Origin of the sequence: Croceicoccus mobilis (assembly GCF_001661965.1) — a bacterium.
Lineage (GTDB): Bacteria > Pseudomonadota > Alphaproteobacteria > Sphingomonadales > Sphingomonadaceae > Croceicoccus > Croceicoccus mobilis.
In genome coordinates, this window is sequence record NZ_LYWZ01000020.1 from 226096 (window position 1) to 248050 (window position 21955).

The 21955-nt window shown below is 61.0% G+C and carries 20 protein-coding genes; 9 read left to right on the forward strand and 11 right to left on the reverse strand.

Features of this window, described 5'->3' with window-relative positions:
• The 4 genes from A9D13_RS06275 to pedF all read right to left on the reverse strand — a co-directional run bounded on the left by A9D13_RS06275 (position 1) and on the right by pedF (position 4101).
• Positions 1 to 684 carry a response regulator gene (locus A9D13_RS06275; RefSeq protein WP_082922166.1) on the reverse strand — a complete coding sequence of 228 codons (684 nt, stop codon included), beginning with the start codon at positions 682 to 684 and terminating at the stop codon, positions 1 to 3.
• An 84-nt stretch (positions 685 to 768) separates the two neighbouring features.
• A complete protein-coding gene (locus tag A9D13_RS06280; protein WP_280521081.1) occupies positions 769 to 2487 on the reverse strand; it encodes a methanol/ethanol family PQQ-dependent dehydrogenase in 1719 nt (572 codons plus the stop codon).
• A gap of 280 nt (positions 2488 to 2767) precedes the next feature.
• Positions 2768 to 3652 (reverse strand): substrate-binding periplasmic protein, encoded by an 885-nt coding sequence (locus A9D13_RS06285; protein ID WP_066771601.1) that lies wholly within the window; start codon positions 3650 to 3652, stop codon positions 2768 to 2770.
• Positions 3653 to 3657: 5 nt separating this feature from the next.
• Positions 3658 to 4101, reverse strand: coding sequence for a cytochrome c-550 PedF (gene pedF / locus A9D13_RS06290; RefSeq protein WP_082922167.1), 444 nt, complete (start codon positions 4099 to 4101; stop codon positions 3658 to 3660).
• A gap of 157 nt (positions 4102 to 4258) precedes the next feature.
• Here pedF and A9D13_RS06295 point away from each other — a divergent pair, with 157 nt between their 5' ends.
• The 4 genes from A9D13_RS06295 to A9D13_RS06310 all read left to right on the forward strand — a co-directional run bounded on the left by A9D13_RS06295 (position 4259) and on the right by A9D13_RS06310 (position 9678).
• Positions 4259 to 5269: a PQQ-dependent catabolism-associated beta-propeller protein gene (locus A9D13_RS06295; protein ID WP_066771614.1), complete on the forward strand. Its 1011-nt coding sequence runs from the start codon at positions 4259 to 4261 to the stop codon at positions 5267 to 5269.
• A 125-nt stretch (positions 5270 to 5394) separates the two neighbouring features.
• Positions 5395 to 6825: a hypothetical protein gene (locus A9D13_RS06300; protein WP_066771617.1), complete on the forward strand. Its 1431-nt coding sequence runs from the start codon at positions 5395 to 5397 to the stop codon at positions 6823 to 6825.
• Between the two features lie 226 nt (positions 6826 to 7051).
• Positions 7052 to 9118 carry a TonB-dependent receptor plug domain-containing protein gene (locus A9D13_RS06305; RefSeq protein WP_082922168.1) on the forward strand — a complete coding sequence of 689 codons (2067 nt, stop codon included), beginning with the start codon at positions 7052 to 7054 and terminating at the stop codon, positions 9116 to 9118.
• A 14-nt stretch (positions 9119 to 9132) separates the two neighbouring features.
• Positions 9133 to 9678, forward strand: coding sequence for a cytochrome b (locus A9D13_RS06310; protein WP_229665395.1), 546 nt, complete (start codon positions 9133 to 9135; stop codon positions 9676 to 9678).
• Between the two features lie 6 nt (positions 9679 to 9684).
• Here the strand turns inward: A9D13_RS06310 and A9D13_RS06315 are convergent, their stop codons facing one another.
• On the reverse strand, positions 9685 to 10698 hold the full coding sequence (locus A9D13_RS06315; RefSeq protein ID WP_066771623.1) for a quinoprotein relay system zinc metallohydrolase 1: 1014 nt from the start codon (positions 10696 to 10698) through the stop codon (positions 9685 to 9687).
• A 7-nt stretch (positions 10699 to 10705) separates the two neighbouring features.
• A complete protein-coding gene (locus tag A9D13_RS06320) occupies positions 10706 to 11491 on the reverse strand; it encodes a quinoprotein dehydrogenase-associated SoxYZ-like carrier (protein WP_229665397.1) in 786 nt (261 codons plus the stop codon).
• Between the two features lie 98 nt (positions 11492 to 11589).
• Between A9D13_RS06320 and A9D13_RS06325 the strand changes: the two genes are divergently transcribed.
• Together A9D13_RS06325 and A9D13_RS06330 are read left to right on the forward strand one after the other, a co-directional pair.
• Entirely contained in the window at positions 11590 to 12231 is a 642-nt protein-coding gene (locus tag A9D13_RS06325) for a rhodanese-like domain-containing protein (RefSeq protein ID WP_229665399.1), read from the forward strand.
• Positions 12232 to 12251: 20 nt separating this feature from the next.
• Positions 12252 to 12545: an EthD family reductase gene (locus A9D13_RS06330; RefSeq protein WP_066771627.1), complete on the forward strand. Its 294-nt coding sequence runs from the start codon at positions 12252 to 12254 to the stop codon at positions 12543 to 12545.
• Between the two features lie 102 nt (positions 12546 to 12647).
• Here A9D13_RS06330 and A9D13_RS20950 read toward each other — a convergent pair whose 3' ends face one another.
• From A9D13_RS20950 to A9D13_RS06355, 5 genes are all read right to left on the reverse strand, one after another.
• The gene (locus A9D13_RS20950) at positions 12648 to 13268 is read right to left on the reverse strand and encodes a c-type cytochrome (protein ID WP_082922170.1); all 621 of its coding nucleotides are present in this window, start codon (positions 13266 to 13268) and stop codon (positions 12648 to 12650) included.
• 716 nt (positions 13269 to 13984) lie between these two features.
• The gene (locus A9D13_RS06340; RefSeq protein WP_066771628.1) at positions 13985 to 14674 is read right to left on the reverse strand and encodes an SH3-like domain-containing protein; all 690 of its coding nucleotides are present in this window, start codon (positions 14672 to 14674) and stop codon (positions 13985 to 13987) included.
• The gene (gene nthA, locus A9D13_RS06345; protein WP_308420383.1) at positions 14671 to 15507 is read right to left on the reverse strand and encodes a nitrile hydratase subunit alpha; all 837 of its coding nucleotides are present in this window, start codon (positions 15505 to 15507) and stop codon (positions 14671 to 14673) included. Before nthA ends, A9D13_RS06340 begins: the two co-directional genes overlap by 4 nt.
• Positions 15488 to 16549, reverse strand: a complete 1062-nt coding sequence (locus A9D13_RS06350) for a FecR family protein (protein ID WP_156521938.1) — start codon at positions 16547 to 16549, stop codon at positions 15488 to 15490. The genes nthA and A9D13_RS06350 overlap by 20 nt, the downstream gene beginning before the upstream one ends.
• A complete protein-coding gene (locus A9D13_RS06355; RefSeq protein ID WP_066771638.1) occupies positions 16461 to 17057 on the reverse strand; it encodes an RNA polymerase sigma factor in 597 nt (198 codons plus the stop codon). Before A9D13_RS06355 ends, A9D13_RS06350 begins: the two co-directional genes overlap by 89 nt.
• Before the next feature lie 290 nt (positions 17058 to 17347).
• Between A9D13_RS06355 and A9D13_RS21250 the strand changes: the two genes are divergently transcribed.
• From A9D13_RS21250 to A9D13_RS06370, 3 genes are all read left to right on the forward strand, one after another.
• Entirely contained in the window at positions 17348 to 19462 is a 2115-nt protein-coding gene (locus A9D13_RS21250; protein WP_172808115.1) for a TonB-dependent receptor, read from the forward strand.
• Positions 19438 to 20316 (forward strand): TonB-dependent receptor domain-containing protein, encoded by an 879-nt coding sequence (locus A9D13_RS21255; protein ID WP_066771642.1) that lies wholly within the window; start codon positions 19438 to 19440, stop codon positions 20314 to 20316. Before A9D13_RS21250 ends, A9D13_RS21255 begins: the two co-directional genes overlap by 25 nt.
• 88 nt (positions 20317 to 20404) lie before the next feature.
• Positions 20405 to 21949 (forward strand): amidase, encoded by a 1545-nt coding sequence (locus A9D13_RS06370; protein WP_156521939.1) that lies wholly within the window; start codon positions 20405 to 20407, stop codon positions 21947 to 21949.
• The last annotated feature ends 6 nt before the right edge of the window (positions 21950 to 21955 follow it).

Consider the following 21955-nt stretch of genomic DNA (forward strand, 5'->3'; position numbering starts at 1 on the left):
TTAGCCCTCTTCGCCGAAACCCACCTTGTTGGCGAGGATCACGGCCTGCGTGCGGCTGAATACATTCAGCTTTTGCAGGATGGCAGAGACATGCGCCTTCACCGTCGTCATCGAGACGTCGAGTTCATGCGCAATCTGCTTGTTAAGCTTGCCGTCGACGAGATGGCCAAGGACGACCTTCTGCTGCGGGGTCAGGCTCTCGATCTTCGCGCGGATTGCCTCCTCTTCCTGAACAGCGCTGTCTTCGCCTTCAAGTTCGGGCACATAGATCTCGCCCGCCATGACATGTTCCAATGCCTCGACAATGGCGGAACGCTTCAGCGATTTGGGCACGAAACCGGCGGCGCCGGCGGCCAGCGCGTCATGGACGATGCGGCGGTCGAGAACGCCCGACACCATCACCACGGGGCTTGATGGAAACCGTTCGAGCAATTGCTGGAGACCCGAAAGGCGCGTGACATTTGGCATGTTGAGGTCGAGCAGGACCAGATCGACATCGGATGTATGGGAAAGCGTTTCGAGCGCGCTTTCCATGCTGTCGGCTTCAAGGATCTGGCAGTTGGGATAGGTGTCGACGAATATCGAGCGCAGCCCATCGCGGATCAGCGAGTGATCGTCGACGATCAGCACCCGGTCAGGCGGTGACACTTCCCCCATCGTATTTTCCATCTGGGCCAGTTCCATATCGGCTTCTTCCTGCGACAATAGCCGTGAGTGCAGGGCGCGTCACCTTCGTCCTTTATCGGACGCGCCCTGCACCGGGAGAGATCAGTTGTTCAGCTTGAACACCCAGAGCATGCCGCCCTGGCTGATTTCCTTGAACGTCTTGGCAACTTCACCGCCCCAGAGCGGAACCGCGCCGCCCCAGCCGGACATGACGGCCACATATTGCTCGCCATCCTGTTCCCAGGTGACGGGCGAGCCGACCACGCCCGAACCGGTCTGGAACTTCCACAGCTCCTGCCCGGTCTTGGCGTCGAAGGCCTTCAGATAGCCTTCGGGCGTGCCGGTGAAGACGAGATTGCCGCGGGTGGCGAGGACACCGCCCCACAGCGGGGCAGGGTTCTTGTATTCCCACACGATCTTGCCGGTCTTGGGATCCATGGCGCGCAGGGCGCCGATGTGGTCTTCTGCGATCGGCTTGATGGTGAAGCCCGCACCCAGATAGGCCGCGCCCTTCTTGTAGGCGATGGGCTCGTTCCAGATGTCCATGCCCCAGTCGTTCGACGGGATATAGAACAGCTCGGTGTCCTGACTATATGCCATGGGCATCCAATTCTTGCCGCCAAGGAAGGACGGCGAGGAGAACACCACTTCACCCTTTTCCGCACCGCTCGGGGCACCGGGGCGACCGCCTTCGGTGAAGTTCGGGCGGCCGGTCTTCAGGTCTATGCTGTCGGCCCAGGTCGTCTGCATGACGAACTTGTGCGCGCCCATCAGCTTACCGTTGGTGCGGTCCAGCACATAGAAGAAGCCGTTACGGTCCGCCTTGGCGCCCAGCTTCATGTTCTTGCCGCCCATCTTCGCGTCGAACGGGATGAATTCGTTCACGCCGTCGAAGTCCCAGCCGTCATGCGGGGTGGTCTGGTAGTGCCACTTGATCTTGCCGGTGTCGGCATCGATGGCCAGCGTCGAGGAGGTGTAGAGGTTGTCGCCCGGGCGCAAATGGCTGTTCCACGGAGCGGGGTTGCCGGTGCCGAAATAGACGAGATTCGTGCCAGGGTCATAGGTGCCGCCCAGCCAGGTCGCGCCGCCGCCGGTCTTCCAGAGGTCACCTTCCCAGGTGGCATTGGTCTTGCCGGTGATGCCGTTGTCCTGACCGTTCAGGGTGCCCATGTGGCCCTCGATCGTGGGACGGTGCCAGACCAGTTCGCCGGTATCGACATTGCGTGCCTCGACAGCGCCGACGATGCCGAATTCACCGCCCGAATTGCCGGTGATGACCATGTCCTTGACGATGATCGGGGCGGCCGTGGCCGAATAGCCGGCCTGGTAGTCGCCGATCTTCTTGTTCCAGATGACCTTGCCGTTTTCACGGTTGAGCGCGATCAGGCGCGCGTCGAGCGTGGCGAAGATGATCTTGTCGCCATGGATGGCGGCGCCGCGGTTGACCACGTCGCAGCAGGGCATGATGCCATCGGGGAGGCGGGCGTTATATTCCCACTTCTTCTCGCCGGTCTTCGCATCGAATGCGAACACGCGCGAATAGGAGCCGGTGACGTATATCGTGCCATCATAGACGATCGGCTGCGATTCCTGCCCACGCTGCTTTTCACCGCCGAGCGAGGCGGCGAAGGCAGGGACGAGTTTCGAGACATTGGTGCTGTTCAGCTTGTCGAGCGTCGAAAAGCGCTGCTGCCAGGGCCCCATGCCATAGCTGATGACATCGCCGGGCGTGTTGGCGTCGTTCATGATGTCTGCCGTGGTCGGCCCTTCGGCCATGGCCGGTACGGCCAGCGCGCTGCCGGCTGCTGCCAGCGCGGCCATGATATGAGTGAAACGCCGCTTCATCGGTATCCCTCCTGAGTGGTTCTTCGCGCCGAGGTGCAGGATTGAAGCGTCCATCGCCCATCTGCCCCCGGTCGTCGCGGGTCAGCCTAGACCTTGGGTGAGGGCGGACAATTGCACCTTGGACCAAGAAGGGCAGGTAACACCGGCAGATTTGCAGCACGAAAAAGCCGCGGCACCATCAGGCGCGCGGCTCTTCGCGGTATCATATGGAAACTAACGGGGGCGCCGGTCGCAGCTTGGCGCCCCCGGCGCGTCACTAGGTGTTCGGTTGCAACGCAAGTGCGTTACGCCACTCCACCCCGTGACGTGCAAAGATGTCCTTGAGCTGGCCGCTTTCGGCCATGCCGTGGATCAGGTCTTCCAGCCGGAAGCCCAGCGATCTGCTATCTTCGCGCACGGCGATGCCGATGTCCCATCCCGGAGAGAGCATGGCGGGCAGGGGGCCCTGTCGCGGCACGATATCCGCGCCGCCGTTGGCCTTGTTCCCGGCCATCGCCGATTCCACCTGCGCTCGGGTGGCAACGGCGATGTCCGCCTTGCCCTCGCCCAATGCGCTCACCGCTTCATAGCCGGTGGTGTAATGGCCGACATCGGGACGCAATATGCCGCCGAAACTGCCGACGAGATAGAAATCGGGGATAGAGTCGATTTCGGCCGCCAGCCTTTTGCCGCGAAATTGCGTCGGCACGCCCTCGCAATCCGTTGCCGCGTCATTGGCGCAGGCCGCGGTAAAGCTTTCCCGGTAATAAGGGGCAAGTATGACGACTTCCGTCTCTTGCGCGGCGAACTGCCGGTCGAAGGGGACATGCATCATGACGTCGCAGCGGCGAAAGCCCAAGAGGCCACCGCGCCACACGACATTGCGCAGATCGTCGGATACTTCTTCGTCAGCGGGGAACAGGGCGAGATCGGTTTTCACGCCCAGCGCGTCAGCGCAGGCGCGGGCGATGTCGGCATCGATCCCCATCACCTGCCCGTCCTCTTCCCATGACCATGGGCGGTTCTTCTGATAGAGCCCGACGCGCAGCACGCCGAGCTCTTTCACTCTCGCCAATGGGGCGGCATTGCCGAGCGCTGGCAAGGCCAGCGCACCGGCAGCCGCCGAAATTCCGCCAAGGAATGCGCGACGCGACGGGCGCATCGCGACTACTCGTCCGTGTACTTGGTTTCGAGCCAGCTGCGGATCGTCCAGCCTGCCTTCTGGCCCAGCGATTCCTCGAACGGGGGCATGTAGACCTTGCCGTCGTGGCTGGAGCCGTTCTTGAAGCGCTCGATGAACCATTCATCGCCCGAGGGGCCGAGTTCAAGGTAGCGCAGGTCCGGTGCGATGCCGCCCGAGATGCCTTCGAGGCCATGGCAGCGCGCACAGTTCTGGTTATAGGCCGAGGCGCCGATCTCGATCGCTTTCTCGTTCCCCGAATAGGGGTTTTCCATGACCCAGTTGTCGTTGCCGCCTTCGATGTCGGGCAGGGCCGAGGTGTCGACAGCCTGCGGCGTCACGTCGCCATGCGCATTCAGCTGGCTGGCGGCGGCGAAAGTGAGAGAGGCAGCGGCGCCCATGAGGCACGCGCGACGGAACGTGATTTTCATAATAGTCATCCTCTGCGACCACGGGCCCACTCTTGCTGGCGGCGAACCCGAGCTGTCTTTGGAATAGGGGATCGGGCGGGGCGGCAACCATAGGACTATGGTACGAGACCAAGGTCCTATTTAACGGTGCGGGTCCGGCAGGTTAGACCTTTGTCCCATGGAGAAGAGATGCCTGAAAACCCGCGCGCTGGTCGCATGCGCCGCGCTGTCGTTCGCCCTTGCCGGACTGCCCGGAGCAGCATCCGCGCAGGACCTGTCGGGTCCGGGCATCGCTTATGTCTCGGATGAGCGATCCTCGACCATCACCGTGATCGACTATCTCTCGGGTGAGCAGCTTGCATCGTGGGAGGTGGGTAATCGCCCGCGCGGCATAACGCTGACCCCTGACGGCAAATATCTGCTCATCTGCGCCAGCCTCGACAACACAGTCGAAATGCGCGACCGGCTGACGGGCGAGCTGGTGGCGACCCTGCCGTCGGGCAATGATCCCGAACAATTCTTCATGGGCCGCGACGGGCGCCTGCTGTTCGTCGCGAACGAGGATAATGCCGCCGTCACCGCCGTCGACTGGCGGGAACGCCGCGTCGCGTGGCAGGTCGCCGTGGGTGAGGAGCCGGAAGGCGTCACCGAAAGCCCCGATGGCAAATGGCTGCTGGTCACCAGCGAGGAAGACCATACCGTCGCGTGGATCGACACCGCCAGCCGGGAGGTCGTGAAGGAAGTCGAGACCGACGCCCGCCCGCGCCATGTCGAATTCGTGCCCTCGGGCAAGGAGGTCTGGGTGGCGGCCGAGATGGGCGGCACCGTGCAGGTGATGGATACCGCGACGCAGGAGATCACCGACACGATCAGCTTTGCGCCATCGGGCGTGGCATCCTATCGTGTGCTGCCTTGCGGCATTCGCTTTACCCCTGATGGCAAGACGGCGGTGATCGCCCTGGGCCGCGCCGACATGATCGCCATCGTCGATGTCGCGAGCCGCGAAGTGCTGGATTATGTCGCGACGGGTGGGCGGCCATGGCACCTTGCCATCACGCCCGATGGCAAGACCGCGCTGGTCGCCAATGGCACCAGCGACGATGTCGCCGTGGTCGATCTGGCCAGCCGTAAGGTCATGCGAACTATTGCGGCCGGAAATGGGCCGTGGGGCGTAGTCCTCGCGCCCTGATTTTGGTCGGTTTGGGGCATTGGCCTAAGGTCTAAGGACCCAAAGTCCAATATCGCCACCAACAGGCCCGCTGCATCTTTCCCTTCGCCGCACAAGACGGCGTCAAATACATAAGGAGGGGAAGGATGAAGGTCTCCAGGATGATTCTGTCCGGTTCGGCCGCATTGGGTGCACTCGCACTCGCCATCGCGCCGGCACACGCAAGCCCGGGCGAAAACCTGCTCAAAAGACTGCACGAAAAAGGCATTCTGACCGACGAGGAATATACAGAGCTGCTGGCGGATTATCGCGCCGACGAGGCGGCCGATGCCGAGGCTATGGCCAGCATGCAGGCAGCGACCCCGACGCCGATGCAAAGCGCCGAGAACGCGCTCGATTCCAGCCGCATGGTCAAGATGACCGATAGCGGAATCGGGCTGGAGGTTGGCCCCGCAACGATCAAGTTCGCAGGCTCCGTCAACGGTTTCTACGTGCATGACAATGCCGACACGCCCAGTGCCACCACCAGCGTGGTAGGCGGCGTCGCCAATGTCGGCGACAATAATTCCAGCGCCATCCGCAACGGCCTTCTGCCCGGTTTCCTGACGGTGTCGGTGACGACCCAGCAGGAGGGATGGGACGTGGGCGCCTTCTTCGGTATGTATCCGGGCATCAACTCGACCGCATGGGGTGCGCTGGGCGCGAACAATGGCGGGCAGCCGACCGCGCTTGCCACCTCGGGCATCGATTTCCGCCAGACCTACATGACCTTCGGCAAGCCATCGCTCGGCACGATCAAGATCGGGCGCGACATCGGCCTGTTTGGCTCTGACGCGATCCTTAACGACATCACCCTTCTTTCCAGCGGCACACCGGGCGGCAATGTCGCACCGGGCAATACGACGCTGGGCCGGATCGGCGTGGGCTATATCTACACCGATTTCCAGCCGCAGATCACCTATACCACTCCGAATTTCAGCGGTTTCCAGGCATCGGTCGGCGTGTTCCAGCCGCTGTCCTCGCTGACGGGCCCGGCGCAGGCCAATTCCAGCCCCGGTTTCCAGGGCAAGCTGACCTATGACGGCGATTTCGGCGGCGTTGCCACCCATCTGTGGGCAGGCGGCATCACGCAGAAGCACGATACGCTGACCGGCATGGACTACACCGGCAAGGGCCTCGACCTTGGCGCCAAGGTCACTGCAGGGCCCGTGGCCGTCACCGGCTACTGGTACACGGCCAAGGGTCTGGGCACCACGGTGCTGGGCCTGTTCGACACCGACGCCGATGGCAAGCCGCGTGAGAGCGATGGCTTCTACGTCCAGGCGCTGGCCACCTTCGGCAAGCTGTCGGTGGGCGGCAGCTATGGCGAAAGCTCGCTCGACCATACCGATGCGGATGATGCCGCGGCATTGCCCAACCTGGTCGAGACGAACTCCAGCTATGTCGGCCAGCTTCGCTATGGCCTGACCCCGTGGGTCACGCTGATCGGCGAATATGTCCACTCCAAGGCCGAGGCGCATAACGGCAATGAAGCCGAAAGCGACGCGATCGCCCTTGGCGGTATCCTGTTCTTCTGATCGAGGAACAGCCCATGATCCGGGCCGGCCAATGATCTGGCGATGCCGGCCCGGTCACAGGAGCGTTATCCGCGCTCTCCTTCCCGGAAGCTTGCCGGTTCGACAAAAACACCATACCGGCAGGCTTTGGCCGGCGGCGATCCAAATCGGCGCCGCCGGCCTTTCCGTCTCGCGGTTCCGGATCCCCCACAGGCGCGCCAGGCCGAACGAATAACAGGAGGACATCTTGAGGAAGCACGCGCAAGCGCGCATCCCGACGGTCGCAGCCGTCGCCCTTATCGCAGCACTGACACCAGCAGCGGCATTCGGGCAGACGAGCGATGCGGAGGCGAGCGCAGGCAAGGACGAGGATGAAGGAGGCGAGACGCCCATCATCGTCACCGGCAAGGGACTTGAGGCCAGCATCGCCGCGCCCGCCTATGCCACGATGGAGATCGATCGTGAGCAGATCATCTCCTCTTCCTCCGGCCGGATCGAGGATGTTCTCTCCAATGTGGCCGGGTTTCAGCAATACAGGCGTTCGGACAGCCGTTCATCCAACCCCAGCGCGCAGGGCGTGACTTTGCGTTCGCTGGGCGGCAATGCGACCAGCCGCGCGCTGGTGCTGCTGGATGGCGTGCCGATGAGCGATCCGTTCTTCGGCTATGTGCCCCTGTCGGCGCTCGCGCCCGAACGGCTGGGCAATGTCACCGTCACCCGTGGCGGCGGTTCGGGCCCGTTTGGCGCGGGCGCGCTTACCGGCACGATCGAACTGGAAAGCGCCGATGCCGAGACATTGGGCCTGGTGTCGGCCCGCGCGCTGGTGAATGAGCGTGGAGAGACCGAGACGGCGGCGACCATCGCACCGAAGCTTGGTTCCGGCTTTGTCGAGGTTTCGGGCCGCTGGGACCGGGGCAAGGGTTTCTACACCACGCCCAAGGACCAGCGCGTCGATGCAAGCGCGCGCGCAGCCTATGACAGCTGGTCGGCGGGGGTTCGCGGGGTCGCCCCGATCTCGAGCGACATGGAGCTGCAGGCCAAGGTGCTGGTCTGGCGCGACGACCGTACGCTCCGCTTCGACGGGGCCGACAGCACGACCGAGGGGCAGGATGCCTCGCTCCGCCTTGTGAAGCGCGGCGACTGGTCGTTCGATGCCATCGCCTATGTGCAGGCGCGCAATTTCTCGAACGTGGTGATTTCCTCCAGCCGGTTCACCCCGGTGCTCGACCAGTACAACACCCCCAGCACGGGCGTCGGCGGCAAGTTCGAATTGCGTCCGCCCGAAATGGCAGGGCACCAGCTACGGCTTGGCGTCGATTATCGCAGCGCGTCGGGCACGATGAACGAAAATGCGATCAGCGCCTTTTCCGGCCTCATCACCGCGCGGCGCAAGGCTGGCGGCAGGAACGAGGACCTAGGCTTCTTCGCGGAGGATGATTACACGCTGGGCGCGCTGGTGCTGACAGGCGGCGTGCGCGCAGATCGCACCGCGATCACCGGCGGCTATTACACCGCGCGCAATCCCGACGGGACGATCGACACCAGTACGCAATATGATGACCGCAGCGACTGGACCGTCACATGGCGCGGCGGTGCGGTCTTTAACGTCAGCGAGGCGCTGGCCGTGCGCGGCGCGGTCTATCGCGGCATTCGCCTCCCCACGCTGAACGAGCTTTATCGACCCTTCGTCGTCTTCCCGGTCGTCACGCAGGCCAATGCCGGGCTGAAGAACGAAGAGATCTTCGGTTACGAGGCAGGCGTCGACCTGACCCCGCTGCCGGGCGTGAAGCTGTCACTGACCGCGTTCGACAACCGGATCGAGGATGCCATCGCCAATGTCACCATCGGCGAGAACCTGCGCCAGCGGCAGAATCTGCCCGCGATCGACGCGCAGGGGGTCGAGTTCGACGCGAATATCGGTGCAGGGCCGATCAGCCTTCTGGCCTCGGTCGCCTATACCGATGCGAAGGTCGACGGGAAGGGCGATGCCGCCGTTCTGGATGGCCTGCGCCCCGCCCAGACGCCCAAGCTGACGGCAAGCGCGACGCTGGCCTACCAGCCTGCCGCCGGAACCCGGCTTGCCGCGACATTGCGCCATGTCGGCAAGCAATACGAGGACGATCTCGAAACCTATGTGCTGCCATCGGCAACGACCGTGGACGCGTTCGCCAGTGTGCGTCTATACCGTCAGCTGTCGGTGATCGTTCGCGGCGAGAACCTGTTCGACGAGACCATCGTCACCAGGAACTCGGCGGGCTCCATCGACCTTGGCGTGCCGCGCACGATCTGGGCGGGCGTCAAATGGGGCTTTTGACGGGAAGGTAGTTGATGGCATCGATTGCGAATGGTCACGTTGTGGACGTGGTGAAATACAATTCCGTTGCCCGCATGCTTCACTGGATCATCGCGATCCTTATCATTGGCAATATCGCGGGTGGATTGCTGCACGATCCGCTTGAGGACATCGTGAGCCTGATGCCGACGCACAAGGCGATCGGCATCACGGTTCTCGTCCTCTCCATCGTGCGGGTGATCTGGCGCTTTTCCACCAGCCACCCGCCATTGCCTGCCAGCGTCACCGCGTTTCAGCGCGTCGCGTCGAAGATCGTGCAATTCGTGCTGTATCTGCTGATGTTCATCATGCCGCTTTCGGGCTGGGTCATGACATCGGCGGGGACCTATCCGCTTACCTGGTTCGGGCTGTTCTCCATCCCGAAATTCGACGTGACGAAAAGTGATCCCATCTATGGGATCAGCCATGAAGCGCATGAATTGCTGGGCTGGGTGATGCTGGCGTTGGTGATCGGCCATGTCGCGGCGGCGCTTTATCATCATTTCGTGATGAAGGACGCGGTGCTGAAGCAGATGGCCTGAGCCAGCTTACAGGCGGGGCAGCAGCTCCGCCTCCAGCGCCGGGTAGAAGTGCGAGACGCTGCGCTGCAGCTCATAGCGGGCGAGCTTTACGCCTGCGAAGCGGCCGGGGATGGCGATATTGCCCGCCTCGGCCATGTCGAGCCCTTGTGCCACCGCATCATGCAGCGCCCCATCCAGCCAGCCGAGCCAATCCGCCGTCTGCGCGATGGCATCCTGCCCGCCAGTATCCAGCCCGCCAGTATCCAGCCCGCCAGTATTTAGCCCGCCAGTATCCAGCGGGCCGTGGCCGGGCAGCAGGATGTTATGCGGCACCGCAGCCAGTTCGGTCAGCGATTTCTGCCATGCGGCGATATCGGCGTGGGGCGTTGCGGGGGCGCGGTTGTTAAAGACGAGATCGCCCGCGATCAGCGTGCCTGTCGCGTGATCGAGCAATGCCAGATCGCCGCCGCTGTGACCCTGCAGCGCCAGCAGGCGCAGCTTGCGCCCGCCATAGGTGACGTCTCCCGGCTTTACATCGCCATTGGGCAGGACGAGCGCCGTGCCCTTCATCCAGTCGGCAAGGATCCGGTACATGCCATCGGCAAAGCCTTCGCCTTCATCCACCAGTTCCCGGCGTGTTTCGGGCAGGGCGTGGAGGAGTTCGGGCGCAAAACCGGCCGCGCCCAATGCGTGATCGGGATGCAGATGGCTGACATAGACACGCGTGACCGGCTTGCCGGTCACCTCTTCCGCCAATGCCGTGAGTGCCAGCGCATATTCGCGTGAGGGACCGGGATCGAACAGGATCGTCCCTTCATCGGTTGCGATAAAGGCGCTGTTGGCGATCGCGCCGCCATTGGTCATGGCGATCGCTTCATCGGCGCCGCGCACCATCCAGATACCGTCCGCGATGCTTTCGGCGCGCGGGTGATAGCCAGTCGCGAATTGCTGGGCCAGCGCCGTGGCGGCAAGCCCGTGACCGGCAACCGCCACAGGCAAGCTGGCCGCAGCCGCCAACAGGGCGCGCCGGGAAATCGTCACCGCCGCGTCACCGTGCCTGCGCCAACAGGTCGACGCCTGCGCGCCGCGAAACCGATCCGTCGAACTCCAGCCCGGCCGTGTCGCGCGCGCTGACTGCGATCGGGGCCTCGCCCGCGTCCTTGACGATCATGGTGAAGACAGGGTCCTCTGCCACTGCGCCGAACACTGACATCTCGGCCAGCTTCGTGCCGTCGGCCGCGGTGACCGAAAGGGTGTCGATGTTATAGGCCGAGATGTTCTCGACGAGGCCCGTGTCCATCGGATGGCGAAAGCTGACGCGGATGCGGGTGTCGTCATGGTCGGGCCATGCCGCACCGCGCATTTCGCCCAGATGCTGCGCCCAGTCACCCTTTACACGGCTGACCGGCGGTGCCGAGCAGCCGCCGCCTGCCGCATCGACCCAGACGCCCGATACATGCCAGCGGCCATCACCGGTCTGCACCGCCGCGCGCACCGGCGTGCGCTGGTCGAGCTTTATGCGCGTGGCGACAAAGGCGCGCGCATTTATCGGGCGATAGTCGATGGCGACCGGAATGGGATTGAGATCGGCAAAGATCACGATCCGTTTCACATCGGGAAGTGCGCTGGCGTCGACCGTTACGGGAAAGACGTGCTGGTTTTCTGCCAGTTGCGGCACGATCACCTGCACCGCGTCGTCGAACACGACCTCGGCGTCGCCCAGTATCTCGTTTGCGCGATAATCCCACATCGGTGAATCGAGCGGGTCTGCCGGATATTCTCCGGCCCATGCCGCGCCGGACCAGACCAGCACGGATGCAAGGCAGCAGATCATCGATTTCTTCATACCAAAGAAGAATGTAAGTCAGCGATGCACGCGGTCATATTGGACCATAGGCCCAGATCTGGGGTGGGCAAAAGGGGAGAAGCCAGGTGGCAGCAAGGCGCGTCGGCCAATCCATGCTTGCCCCTTGCATTGCTCTGGTGCTGGCAGGTCCCGCAATGGTCGGCTGCACCATGGAACGCGCCATGCCATCCCCTACGAAAACGGCTGATGCCGGTCAGGCTATCTCTGCCGATTTCAACGCTGAGGGCTATCGCACCCGCCGCTTTCGCGCGCCGATCGACCGCAGCCCGGACCCTGCGCGGCAGATGCCGCTATCGGCGGCGCTGATGGTGCAGCCGGGGCGTGACGCGCTTTTCATCGATGTCCTGCCGGTGGAAAGCGGGGTGCGCGATCCTGAAACGGGCATCTGGCGCGTGGCATCGCCGCACAGCACCATCCCCGGATCGCTATGGCATCCCGAAACCGGCCGCGCTCCGCCCGATCCGCTGCTGTGGCGCGGGCTGAGGGATGAGATCGCGAAGGCGCGGATGGAACGCCCCGATCTGCCGGTCGTGCTGTTTTGCCGCACCGATTGCTGGATGGGATGGAACGCGGCGCGCCGGCTCGCCCGCGAAGGGGTGGAGGATGTGCACTGGCTGGCCGAAGGGGTGGAGGGCTGGCACGCTGCCGGTCGCGCCCTCGAACCCGCGACGCCCCGGACAATCGCGCCGGATTTGACGAAACGATAATCAGAACAAGGAGAAACAGGATGCCTGCATTGATCGTGGCCTATCCGCGCAAGGCCGATACGCAGTTCGACGAGAGTTATTATGCCGGCGCGCATACCGATCTCGTCAAGCAGACTTGGGGGCCGCACGGGCTGACGGGGGCCGAGATCCATTTCCCGGCCGATAGCGCTCAACCCTATGCCGCGATGGTCGTGCTGGACTTTTCCGGGGCAGAGGGGATCGATGCCGCTCTTGGCGATCCCGCCACGCCTGCCGTGCTGGCCGATATTCCCAATTTCACCAATGCCGAACCGCTGATCTATCGGGCGCGTTGAGGGGATGCAGAAACGCAAAAGGGGCGCGGCCCGATGGCACGCGCCCCTTTTTTGATCGGATAACGTCCGGCACCCCGCACTGCGGGATGCCGGCGCCTCCCGTCACTTGTTGTTCTTGAGGAACTCGATGATTTCCTGCCGCTGTTCGGGGTTCTTCAGGCCGGGGAAGCTCATGCGGTTGCCCGGCACCATCTTGCGCGGGTTCTCAAGCCAGCTGTCGAGGGTGGCCTCGTCCCAGGTGATGCCCGATTCCTTGAGCGCGCTGGAGAAGTTGAAATCGGCCGGATGCTCGCCCGCCTTGGTGCCATAGACGCCATGGAGATTGGGGCCGAGCTTGTTCGCGCCGCCCTTTTCCCAGGTGTGGCATACCGCGCAGCGGCTCTTGTAGATCTGCGGCGGCGAGGACGCGACGGCGGCGGCCACCTTTACCGGTTCGGGCTTGGGCTCGGGTGCCGGTTCGGCCTTTGCCACCGGCTTGGGCGCGGGTTCCGGTTCGGGTGCCGGCTCGGGTTCTTCCGCGGCTTCCTCGACGATGGCCTCTTCAGTCGCTTCAGTCGCTTCAGCCTCTGCGGCCGCATCGGCGACTTCCACGGTTTCCGTGCCGGTGTCGGCAGCCGCTTCTGCGGTGTCGGTGGCATCGGCTTCCTCAGGCGAGCCGGAGCAGGCGGCAAGGGAGATCGTGCAGGTCAGCGCGAGCAGGCTGGAGGTCAGGGCGGGGCGCATAAAAGTCCTCTCGAAACAGCGTCGTGTGATTTGCGGCGACATTGACATGGCACCGCACGACAAGGCTATTGCACTTTGGTCCGCCGCGATGAAGGTGCTTTTATGTTTTGAGCGGTGACCTGCCGATCCGGGCAGAACGATCCGCCTTCTGGAGGCGCAGGGCCAAAGCGCTGCAAGCTGCATGTCGGGATAAATGGTGCCGACTATAGGATTCGACCCCGTGGCCCCCTGATTACAAAATGGTCTTTGGCTCTAAGCATCTTTACCCAAACCGACGGTATTCGTCGCATGGATCGCCGCATGCCAAGCTTTGAGCCTTTGCTAGTCGTTGCGGCCTGTTGCAGTCGATAGCACGCAATTGTCTGCTGCTGGAACCCCGTTGGGACCCCACTCGGTTTGCGCACTTATGCTATCTCTGATTATTTGAAAGCTATCGTAAGGAAACTGTTCGCCGCAAAGTGCCTTGCTTTCCGGCTTTAGCGACCTTGCTGTTCTTGAAGCACTTTAAGTGCCAACCCTGATGCAGGTATGGGGCAGCTGTCCATTGAGTGCCAACAGCTGCGATTGGTGCGCACAGTGCTGGTTGGCAGTGATGCACGTGGTTTCGGTTATGCGCGGATGATTGCCAAATCGGCAAAAAGGCGACATTGGCGCGCACTAGCTAGCAGCTTCAGGCAGTTATATCCGCTCTTGAGCTTGCAAACCGTCGATGGTCCCTAGCCCTTACAGGTCAGATAGTCGTCTAACAGGTCTACCTCGAAAAAATCGTTGCGATGTCCATCGACGCCCCACAACTCTACACCATCGAAACTTACAGTATACGCATGCTGGACGCGCCCGCGCTCTGACAACGGTCGTGCGTCGGGTAGGTGATGGGGGCCAAGGTCGTCTGTGATGGTTCCGGTTTTCCCTCTAACATAGCCGGGACAGCGCGTATGTCCGACCGGGTTCATCGCGATGACGGTGACCACATCGCCCACTTTGTGTCGAGCAGGTGCCGCTTCCTCCGGCCGAGGCCAGCGGGTCTTAACGGACCGGATCGCTTCTTCTGCTGTCACAGCTGCTGGAACAGCCCGTGACTGAGCGGCTATCCGCTCCGGTTTGACGTATAAGGCTGCTTCGATCTCTCGTGGGGTCAGTATGCCCGCGGCATACATGGTCTCAAGGATGACGATTAGGTGCTTGGCCCAATAACCCTCGGAAAACGCAATGGCAGGCGTCATCTCCTCCAGCTTCTTGCGGATGTCGATCGGTGTGATGAAATCCTTTTTGCTCTTAGATGAATAGCCCCATATGAGCGGCTCCATGCAATGCATGTGCAGTTCCCAGGGTTCGATTTCCCGATCGTCGGGCACATTGGGCAGCGTCGAGCCGATCCGAAGGCCTGCCACGTCCTGAACATTCATGCCTGGACCTCCGGCGCTGTCCCCGATTGCGGGGCAAGGATCTCCGTTCCGATCATCGCGTTTCGCGTCACGATCGTTTCGAGTTGCTCTATGCTCCAGCCTTCGGTTCCTGCGGGACGTTCGGGCAGGACCATGTAGCGCTGGTCGGCGATGCTGTCCCAGACGTGCACTTTCACGTCGTCTGACAGTTCGATACCGAATTCCTTGAGTACACCGCGCGGGTCGACGGCGACGCGCGACCTATACTCAGGCGATTTGTACCAGCTCGGCGGCAGGCCGAGGACCGGCCACGGATAGCAGGAGCACAACGTACACACTACCAGATGGTGGTCCGTTGGCGAATTGGCTACGATCTTGATCATTGAAGTCAGCACGCCGCCAATCCCCATCGACCAGAGAGCGTCCGTTCCGTTTTCAAGCAATTCGGCGCAGAATTCTGGATCGGTCCAAGCGCGCGCCACGACTTTCGCGCCAATATGGGGGCCCACATCACGGCCATAATGCTCGACCAATGCGGCCAGCGCCGCAGGATCGATGATGCCCTTGCCAATCAGTACACTTTCCAGCGCCATCGCGGTTAGAGCCGCGTCCGAGGGAACGTGAGAGTGGTCATGCGCATGATTGTGATCGTCGTGACTATGCCTGCTCGTCTGCGCCTTGACCGGTGAGGTGGCGAGGGCACCTGCCCCAGCGCCGGCACCTGCCGCTACGAAGCCTCTGCGATCGATACTGAGGCCGGCGGGCCGGGACTTGTCATCTGGATGGGGCATCGGAAATAGAGCTCCGCTTGTGGTGATGGGACAGAGGCCCGGCCTAGGGGGCGGCCTGTCCATCGGTGATGTGGATGGTTCTGCCCTCTCGGTTCACCTGGAGGTCCAGAATGCTGGCCACTGAATTGGTGAATGCTTCAGGGTCATCGAGCGCGAAATAGCCCGCAATCTTGCGGTCGCCGATTTCAGCGCCGTCAAGAATAATGGGGGTGTTGGTATAGCGGGAGAATTCCGCCACGGCCTCGCGGAGCGGCGTGCCGGTAAATGCGATCTTGCCTTCACGCCAAGCCAGATCATTGTTGATCAGGCTCGGATTAAAATGGCTGACCTGTAGGAGGCGACCGCCCTCTTCTGCTTCGACCCGCATGTTTTCACGCAGCTGAAATGGCGCGAACGTGCTTTGATCGTTCGCAAGCTCGACCACACCTTCCTCGACCACGACATGAAACTTGTCCGCCCCCGTATTGCGGACGGCAAACGCAGTGCCGACCGCCCGCACGTTTGCAAACGGGGTGGAAACGATGAACGGTCGCTCCTTGTTCTTGGCGACTTTGAAGAAAGCCTCGCCCGATGTCAGTCGGATCGACCGCTCCGAATCGCTATACGCCACCTCGAGGCGGCTTTGCGTGTTGAGATCGACGGCAGAGCCATCTTCGAGGATGATCCTGCGCATTTCGCCCTTGCCGGTTGTGTAGACGGTCGGCGCAGGCACAAAGAAATTGCCGAAGCTGAAGGCCCAGATAAGCACCGAAGCGACCAATGCCATGCCGACCGCGCGTTTCCAGTACCGAGAGGCAATGGGTGCGGATTCGTAAAATTGCTCATCAGGTAAATGCGCATCGTCATTGTCCGCAACGGGATCGCTGCTCAAACGGGTTGCCTCGACGATTGCGCAGGCCCTGAGCAGCGCGCCTTCATGGCGGGGGCTTTGGCTTAACCAGCTTTCGAATTCCTGTTCGACGTCAGGATCGAGCGGGCCGCAATCGAGCCGGACCGCCCAACGGGCAGCTTCGGCATCAATTTCTTGAGATGTATCTTTCATCTTGCTCTTCGGCTTTTCTCGTCCTGCTCCCGGTAGATGTCTTGAGGGCGCTTTTTCCTCCACGCCCGAATATTTGCATCAATTCCCGGATACCCTTGATCACATGTTTTTCGACCGTGCTTTCGGCGATCTGGAGGCGTGCGGCGATCTCCTTTTGAGAAAAGCCATGGACCTTGCGCAGCACGAAAACCTCGCGGCATTTGGGGGAAAGCTGTTCGATCGCATCCATGACGAGATCGAGCTCCTGACGATCCTGAACCCTCTTGTCGGGCAAAGGGTCAGTGCTTGCGATCTCGAGTTCGTCAATGACGGTCAGATGATCGATCGGAACCGCCTTGGCCCTGCGCAACTGCTGCAGCATGACCGAATTCGCGACTGAATAGAAATAGCTGCGTGCAGAGCGGATTTCATCCACATTCTCTAGTCGGCCCAGTACGACATAGGCCTCGTGGATGATGTCATCCACGTCGAGATTAGGCGGCACCCGCCGTTCAAGCCAACGGCGCACCGACGCTTCATGGGGTAAAATGTTTCGCGCCAGCCAGGCGGCGCGAATTCTCCTGTCGTCCATGCTTTAAGCAAAAACGAAATCTCGCACATGCACAAGAGGCTTTCGTATACAATTTTTCTCGAAGCCGAAAAATTTTTGCTGCAATTGTATGGAGGAAGGGAGGGTCTGCTGCATCTACCCAGTAAGATGACCGTTTTCTGTATGCATAGCGTGCGTTCGCTTTGAATTTTTTCCTACTGAATTCAAGATCTACTCTTGATCAGGTTTGTAGAACATTTTTTTCTAAAGAAAAAAATTCATTCGGTCATTTTTTATTGAAAAATTCTAGAGTAAATTAAGGGGCTAGAATAGTGGCGGGACAATTCATCAAGCAGGCTTCGTTAATTGGATGTTGCGCCGCAGCAATTGCTGTATCTTCAAGTGCGGCTAATGCGCAGACGCGGGTTTTCGATTTGCCGCCTGCCAATGCTGTCGAGACAATTCCTGCATTCGCCCAGCAAAGCGGTCTCCAGATCCTGGCTCCTGCGGATCGCATCGTCGGTGTTAGAACACCGGCGATAAAGGGGGCCTATGATGCCCGCGCGGCCTTGCGAAAGCTCATTGCGAATACAGGTCTGGTGATCAGTTCAGACACTGGCTCCACCATCATCCTCAAATGGCAGGAGCCGAAGCGTGTGTCTGCCACGACAGCAGCGCCTTTGTCTGCAGCGAAGAGTGTCACGAGCACGGCTGCGGTCCAGCCTGTCGCCGAGGCTGCTGCGCTTGAGCCACCATTGGAAGACATCGTCGTTCTGGGCAGCCGTATCCGCGGCGCGGCACCGGTGGGCTCGACCGTGCTTGATCTCGATCGCGCTGACATCGAGGAACTTCCTGCTGTCACGACAGGTGACATTATTCAGACGATGCCTTCGGTCATCAATCTCGGGAACAGCGAATCCTCTCGCGCTGCAGGTGGTGGTGGTAACTTCACCTTCGCGCAGGGCATCAACATCCATGGCGTAGGCAATGGCGCCACTCTAATGTTGATCGACGGCCGACGAGTCGTGCCGCAGGGCACCATTGGCTCGATCAACGATTCCTCTCTCATTCCTGCAAACGCGCTAGAGCGTGTGGAGATCGTGCCTGATGGCGCGTCTGCCCTGTACGGATCGGATGCCATGGCCGGTGTGGCCAATCTGGTAATTAGACGTGACTATGATGGCCTTGAACTCACTGGGCGGCAGGGTTTTGCCGACGATTATTCCGAAACGCAGCTCGGCGCTTCGTTCGGAGCGGATTGGAGCAGCGGCAAGTTCGGACTCGTTTACAACTACTCCTATCATACTGATCTCAACGCGTCGGACCGCGGTTATGCGACGGCAGATCTGTCGGGGCGGGGTGGTGATGATTACCGCGGGAGCCAGTGTTCCCCCCCGACCCTTGTTGCGGGCGGCGTCACCTATGCACTGCCCAGTGGTGGCCTTAACGAGGCCAATGCCGGTGATCTTGTTGCCGGTTCGATCAACAGCTGTGACATTTATGCCAATGCCGACTTGATCCCGGAAGTGGAGCGGCACAATGTCGTGGCGACCTTCGACCAGGACATCACCGATACGCTTTCCGTCGCGGCGACAGGGTTCTACGCAAAGCGTAGCGTATACATGACTGCGGGTCTGACGACTGCGACGTTCACGGTGCCTGATACGAATGCATATTACGTGTCCTCGATCTCTGGACCACAGACAATCCAGTATGCCTTTGCCGATATGGCGACGAATGACACTGATGCCTCTAACGAATTCTATCAGGGGACCGTTGAAGCTGACTGGGTTCTGCCGTTTGACTGGCGCATCAACGGCGCCTTCACTTATGGCTACAGCGAAGATGCGCGGGCCATTACGCGCGGCCTCTACAATTCGGCGTTCACCGCAGCTTTGGCGAGTTCCGATCCGGCAACCGCATTCAATCCCTATGGCGGTGCCAACGATCCGGCCTTGCTCGACTCTCTAGCGCAAAGCGTTGGCGGCTATTTCACCGGCGACAGCAAGCAGTGGGTGGTCGACCTCGGCGCTGATGGTCCGCTATTCGATCTACCCGGCGGCACCGTCAGACTGGCCGCTGGCTACCAGCACCTGAATGTCCGCTCGCGGATTTTCGTGCGGATCGGAACCAACGATTCCTATTTTATTAGCACCGCTGCCGATCATACCCGCAAGGTGGATTCAGGCTACGCCGAACTTCTGGTGCCGATTTTCGGTCCAGGCAATGCGATTCCGGGTTTCCAGCGCCTTGATCTCAATATCGCGGGTCGCTTCGACAGCTACAACGACTCCGGCTCCACTACGAATCCGAAAATCGGCGTGACCTGGGAGCCGGTAAGCGGACTGTCGCTGCATGGTAGCTATGGCAAATCATTCAGAGCGCCGAATATCGCTTCGGCCTCGCGTCAGGCGGCCTGCAGGTGGGGCAGTTCGTCGATCCGCTAGCAGGCGGTGCAATCGTCGACGGGATTCTTAACAATGGGGGCCGTCCTGGTCTGGAACCCGAAACAGCGACCACCTTCTCGTTTGGAGCGGATTTCCGGACCGGTGAAACCGTGCGTTTCAGTGGCTCAGTCAATTACTTCAACATCAAGTACAAGGACATTGTCACCGGAATTGGTACGAATTATCAGGTGCTGAACCAGGCTGATCTTTACGATGGTCTCGGCTTAATCGTCCGCGACCCTTCTGATGAGTATCTCGACCAGTTGTTCGCCTCGTTCCCGTTCCTGGGAAGCGTCCTGCCAGAGGATATAGCGGTCTATGTCGACGGGCGGTCCATCAACATGTCGACCAAGGATATCGACGGCATTGATTTTTCAGCGGATGTCATGATCCCGTTGGATGGATCCGATCTGCAAATCGGAGTTAATGGCCTCTTTCTCCTGACCTACGACACCATGGTAACACCCAATGCTCCAGTCGCGGACCAGTTGAATACCATTCTTTATCCTGTGGCCTTTACTGCGCGGCAGTTCACGCGCTGGTCCAATGATACATTCAATGTCGGCGCCTATCTGAACTACACCGGCTCCTACACCAACAATCTGGTGTCGCCGTCGGAAAAGGTAGGCGACTTCATGACTGTCGACGCCCATTTTGGTGTCGAGCTTGAGGATCTGATCCCGGGCCCAATCGGACGTGATTTCAGCCTGTCGTTCGACGTCAAGAACCTGTTCGACGCAGACCCGCCGTTCGTCAACGTGGCACCTTCGTCGCTGGCTGGTGGCGGCTACGATGCCAGCATGGCCAGCCCGCTGGGTCGGATCGTGATGATCGGATTCAAGAAAACCTTCTGACGGAGAGTTTCCCTCGCGGGCGGGGCTGCAATGCCTCGCCCGCATATGGGTTACCTATTGTCTGCAACCAAATGCGAGGGGTTTAGTCTTGTCCATTGCCAAAGCGCCATCCGCCGATTTTTCGGCAAGTCGCCGTCGGGTTCTCAAGCTGACCGCAGCCGCTGCGGTTGGAATTGCATCAGCACCGACGATGGCTGCTCCCATCACCAGTCCCATTCGCAAGCTTGATCCGAATTCTCCTGATCCTGTCGACTGGACTATGCGCAAGGCAGCCGCGATGCTCGGCGATGGACAGATTTCCAGCATCGAGCTGACTGAGGCCATTCTAGCCCGGATCCAGCGAATTAATCCGGACTATAATGCGTTTCTGACGGTGACCGGTGACGTGGCTCTTGTTTCGGCGCGGCAGGCTGATGCGAATTTTGCCAAGGGCATCAGGCTGAGCGCGATGCAAGGCATTCCGTTTGGCCTCAAGGACAATATCGACACTGGTGGTATTCGCACCACTGTCGGCATGAAACAGTTCTTTGATCGTGTTCCCGACACGGATGCGACGGTCGCGGCACGGTTGAAGTCGGGCGGCGCGGTGCTGGTGGGCAAGAACCACCTCGCAGAAGCGGCGACCACCGTGCACCATCCGATCTATGGCAGGGCACCCAAGAGCCCATGGCGTGATGGCATGTGGACGGGTACCTCGTCGTCGGGTTCGGGTGTAGCCGTTGCAACTGGAATGTGTTTCGGCAGCCTCGGAACCGATACGGGCGGTTCGATCCGTCTTCCGGCAATGTCGAATGGTATTACCGGGCTCAAGCCGACGTGGGAGCGAGTGAGCGCCGCCGGCATTTTTCCACTTGTGCGTATGAGCGATGCCGTAGGCCCCCTGACCCGAGATGCCTGGGGTGCAGCCGCGATGATGTCGGTAATCGCGGGTGAAGACGATCGTGACATGATCACCTCGATCCGTCCGGTTCCCGATTACCTTGCCAGTCTCGAGGCGCCGCTGGATGCGGGCAATATTCGCATCGGCATCGACAGGGAGTTCAATACCGCAAATGTCACGCCCGATGTGCTTGCCTCGATGAGCCACGTGGAAGAGGTCCTGCGCGAACTCGGATTTACAATCGTCGAGTTCAAGATGCCCGATGTTTCGCGCTTCGAATTTGGCAAGTCCAAACCGACGGCGCATGTCGCTTATAGTCACCGGGACATCTATCCTGAACAGGCGGCGGATTACACCGAAGGCTTTGCCAAGGGGCTAGAAGCAGGCCGGAACGCCGATCCCCTGGACATGGCCGCCGCCGAACTTCGCCGAGCGGGCTTCAAGGGCGAGATGGCGCGCACCATGCGCGAACTCGACCTGATCCTTTCGCCCGTCGCGCCGAGGCCTACGCCCAACTGGAACGATGTCATGTCGATGATGGGCAGTGGCACTTACGGCAAGTTCCTACCCTATCTTGGCTATGTGAACGTAGCAGGTCTTCCCTCGATTGCCTTCCCTGCAGGGTTCAGTTCGGAAGGAACACCCTTGTCGGCACAGTTGATCGGCCGGCCATTCGGCGAGGACCTGTTGCTCAATTCCGTAGACGCCTTTCAACAGGTGACCGACTGGCATTTACATACCGCGGTGATTTGAGATGAC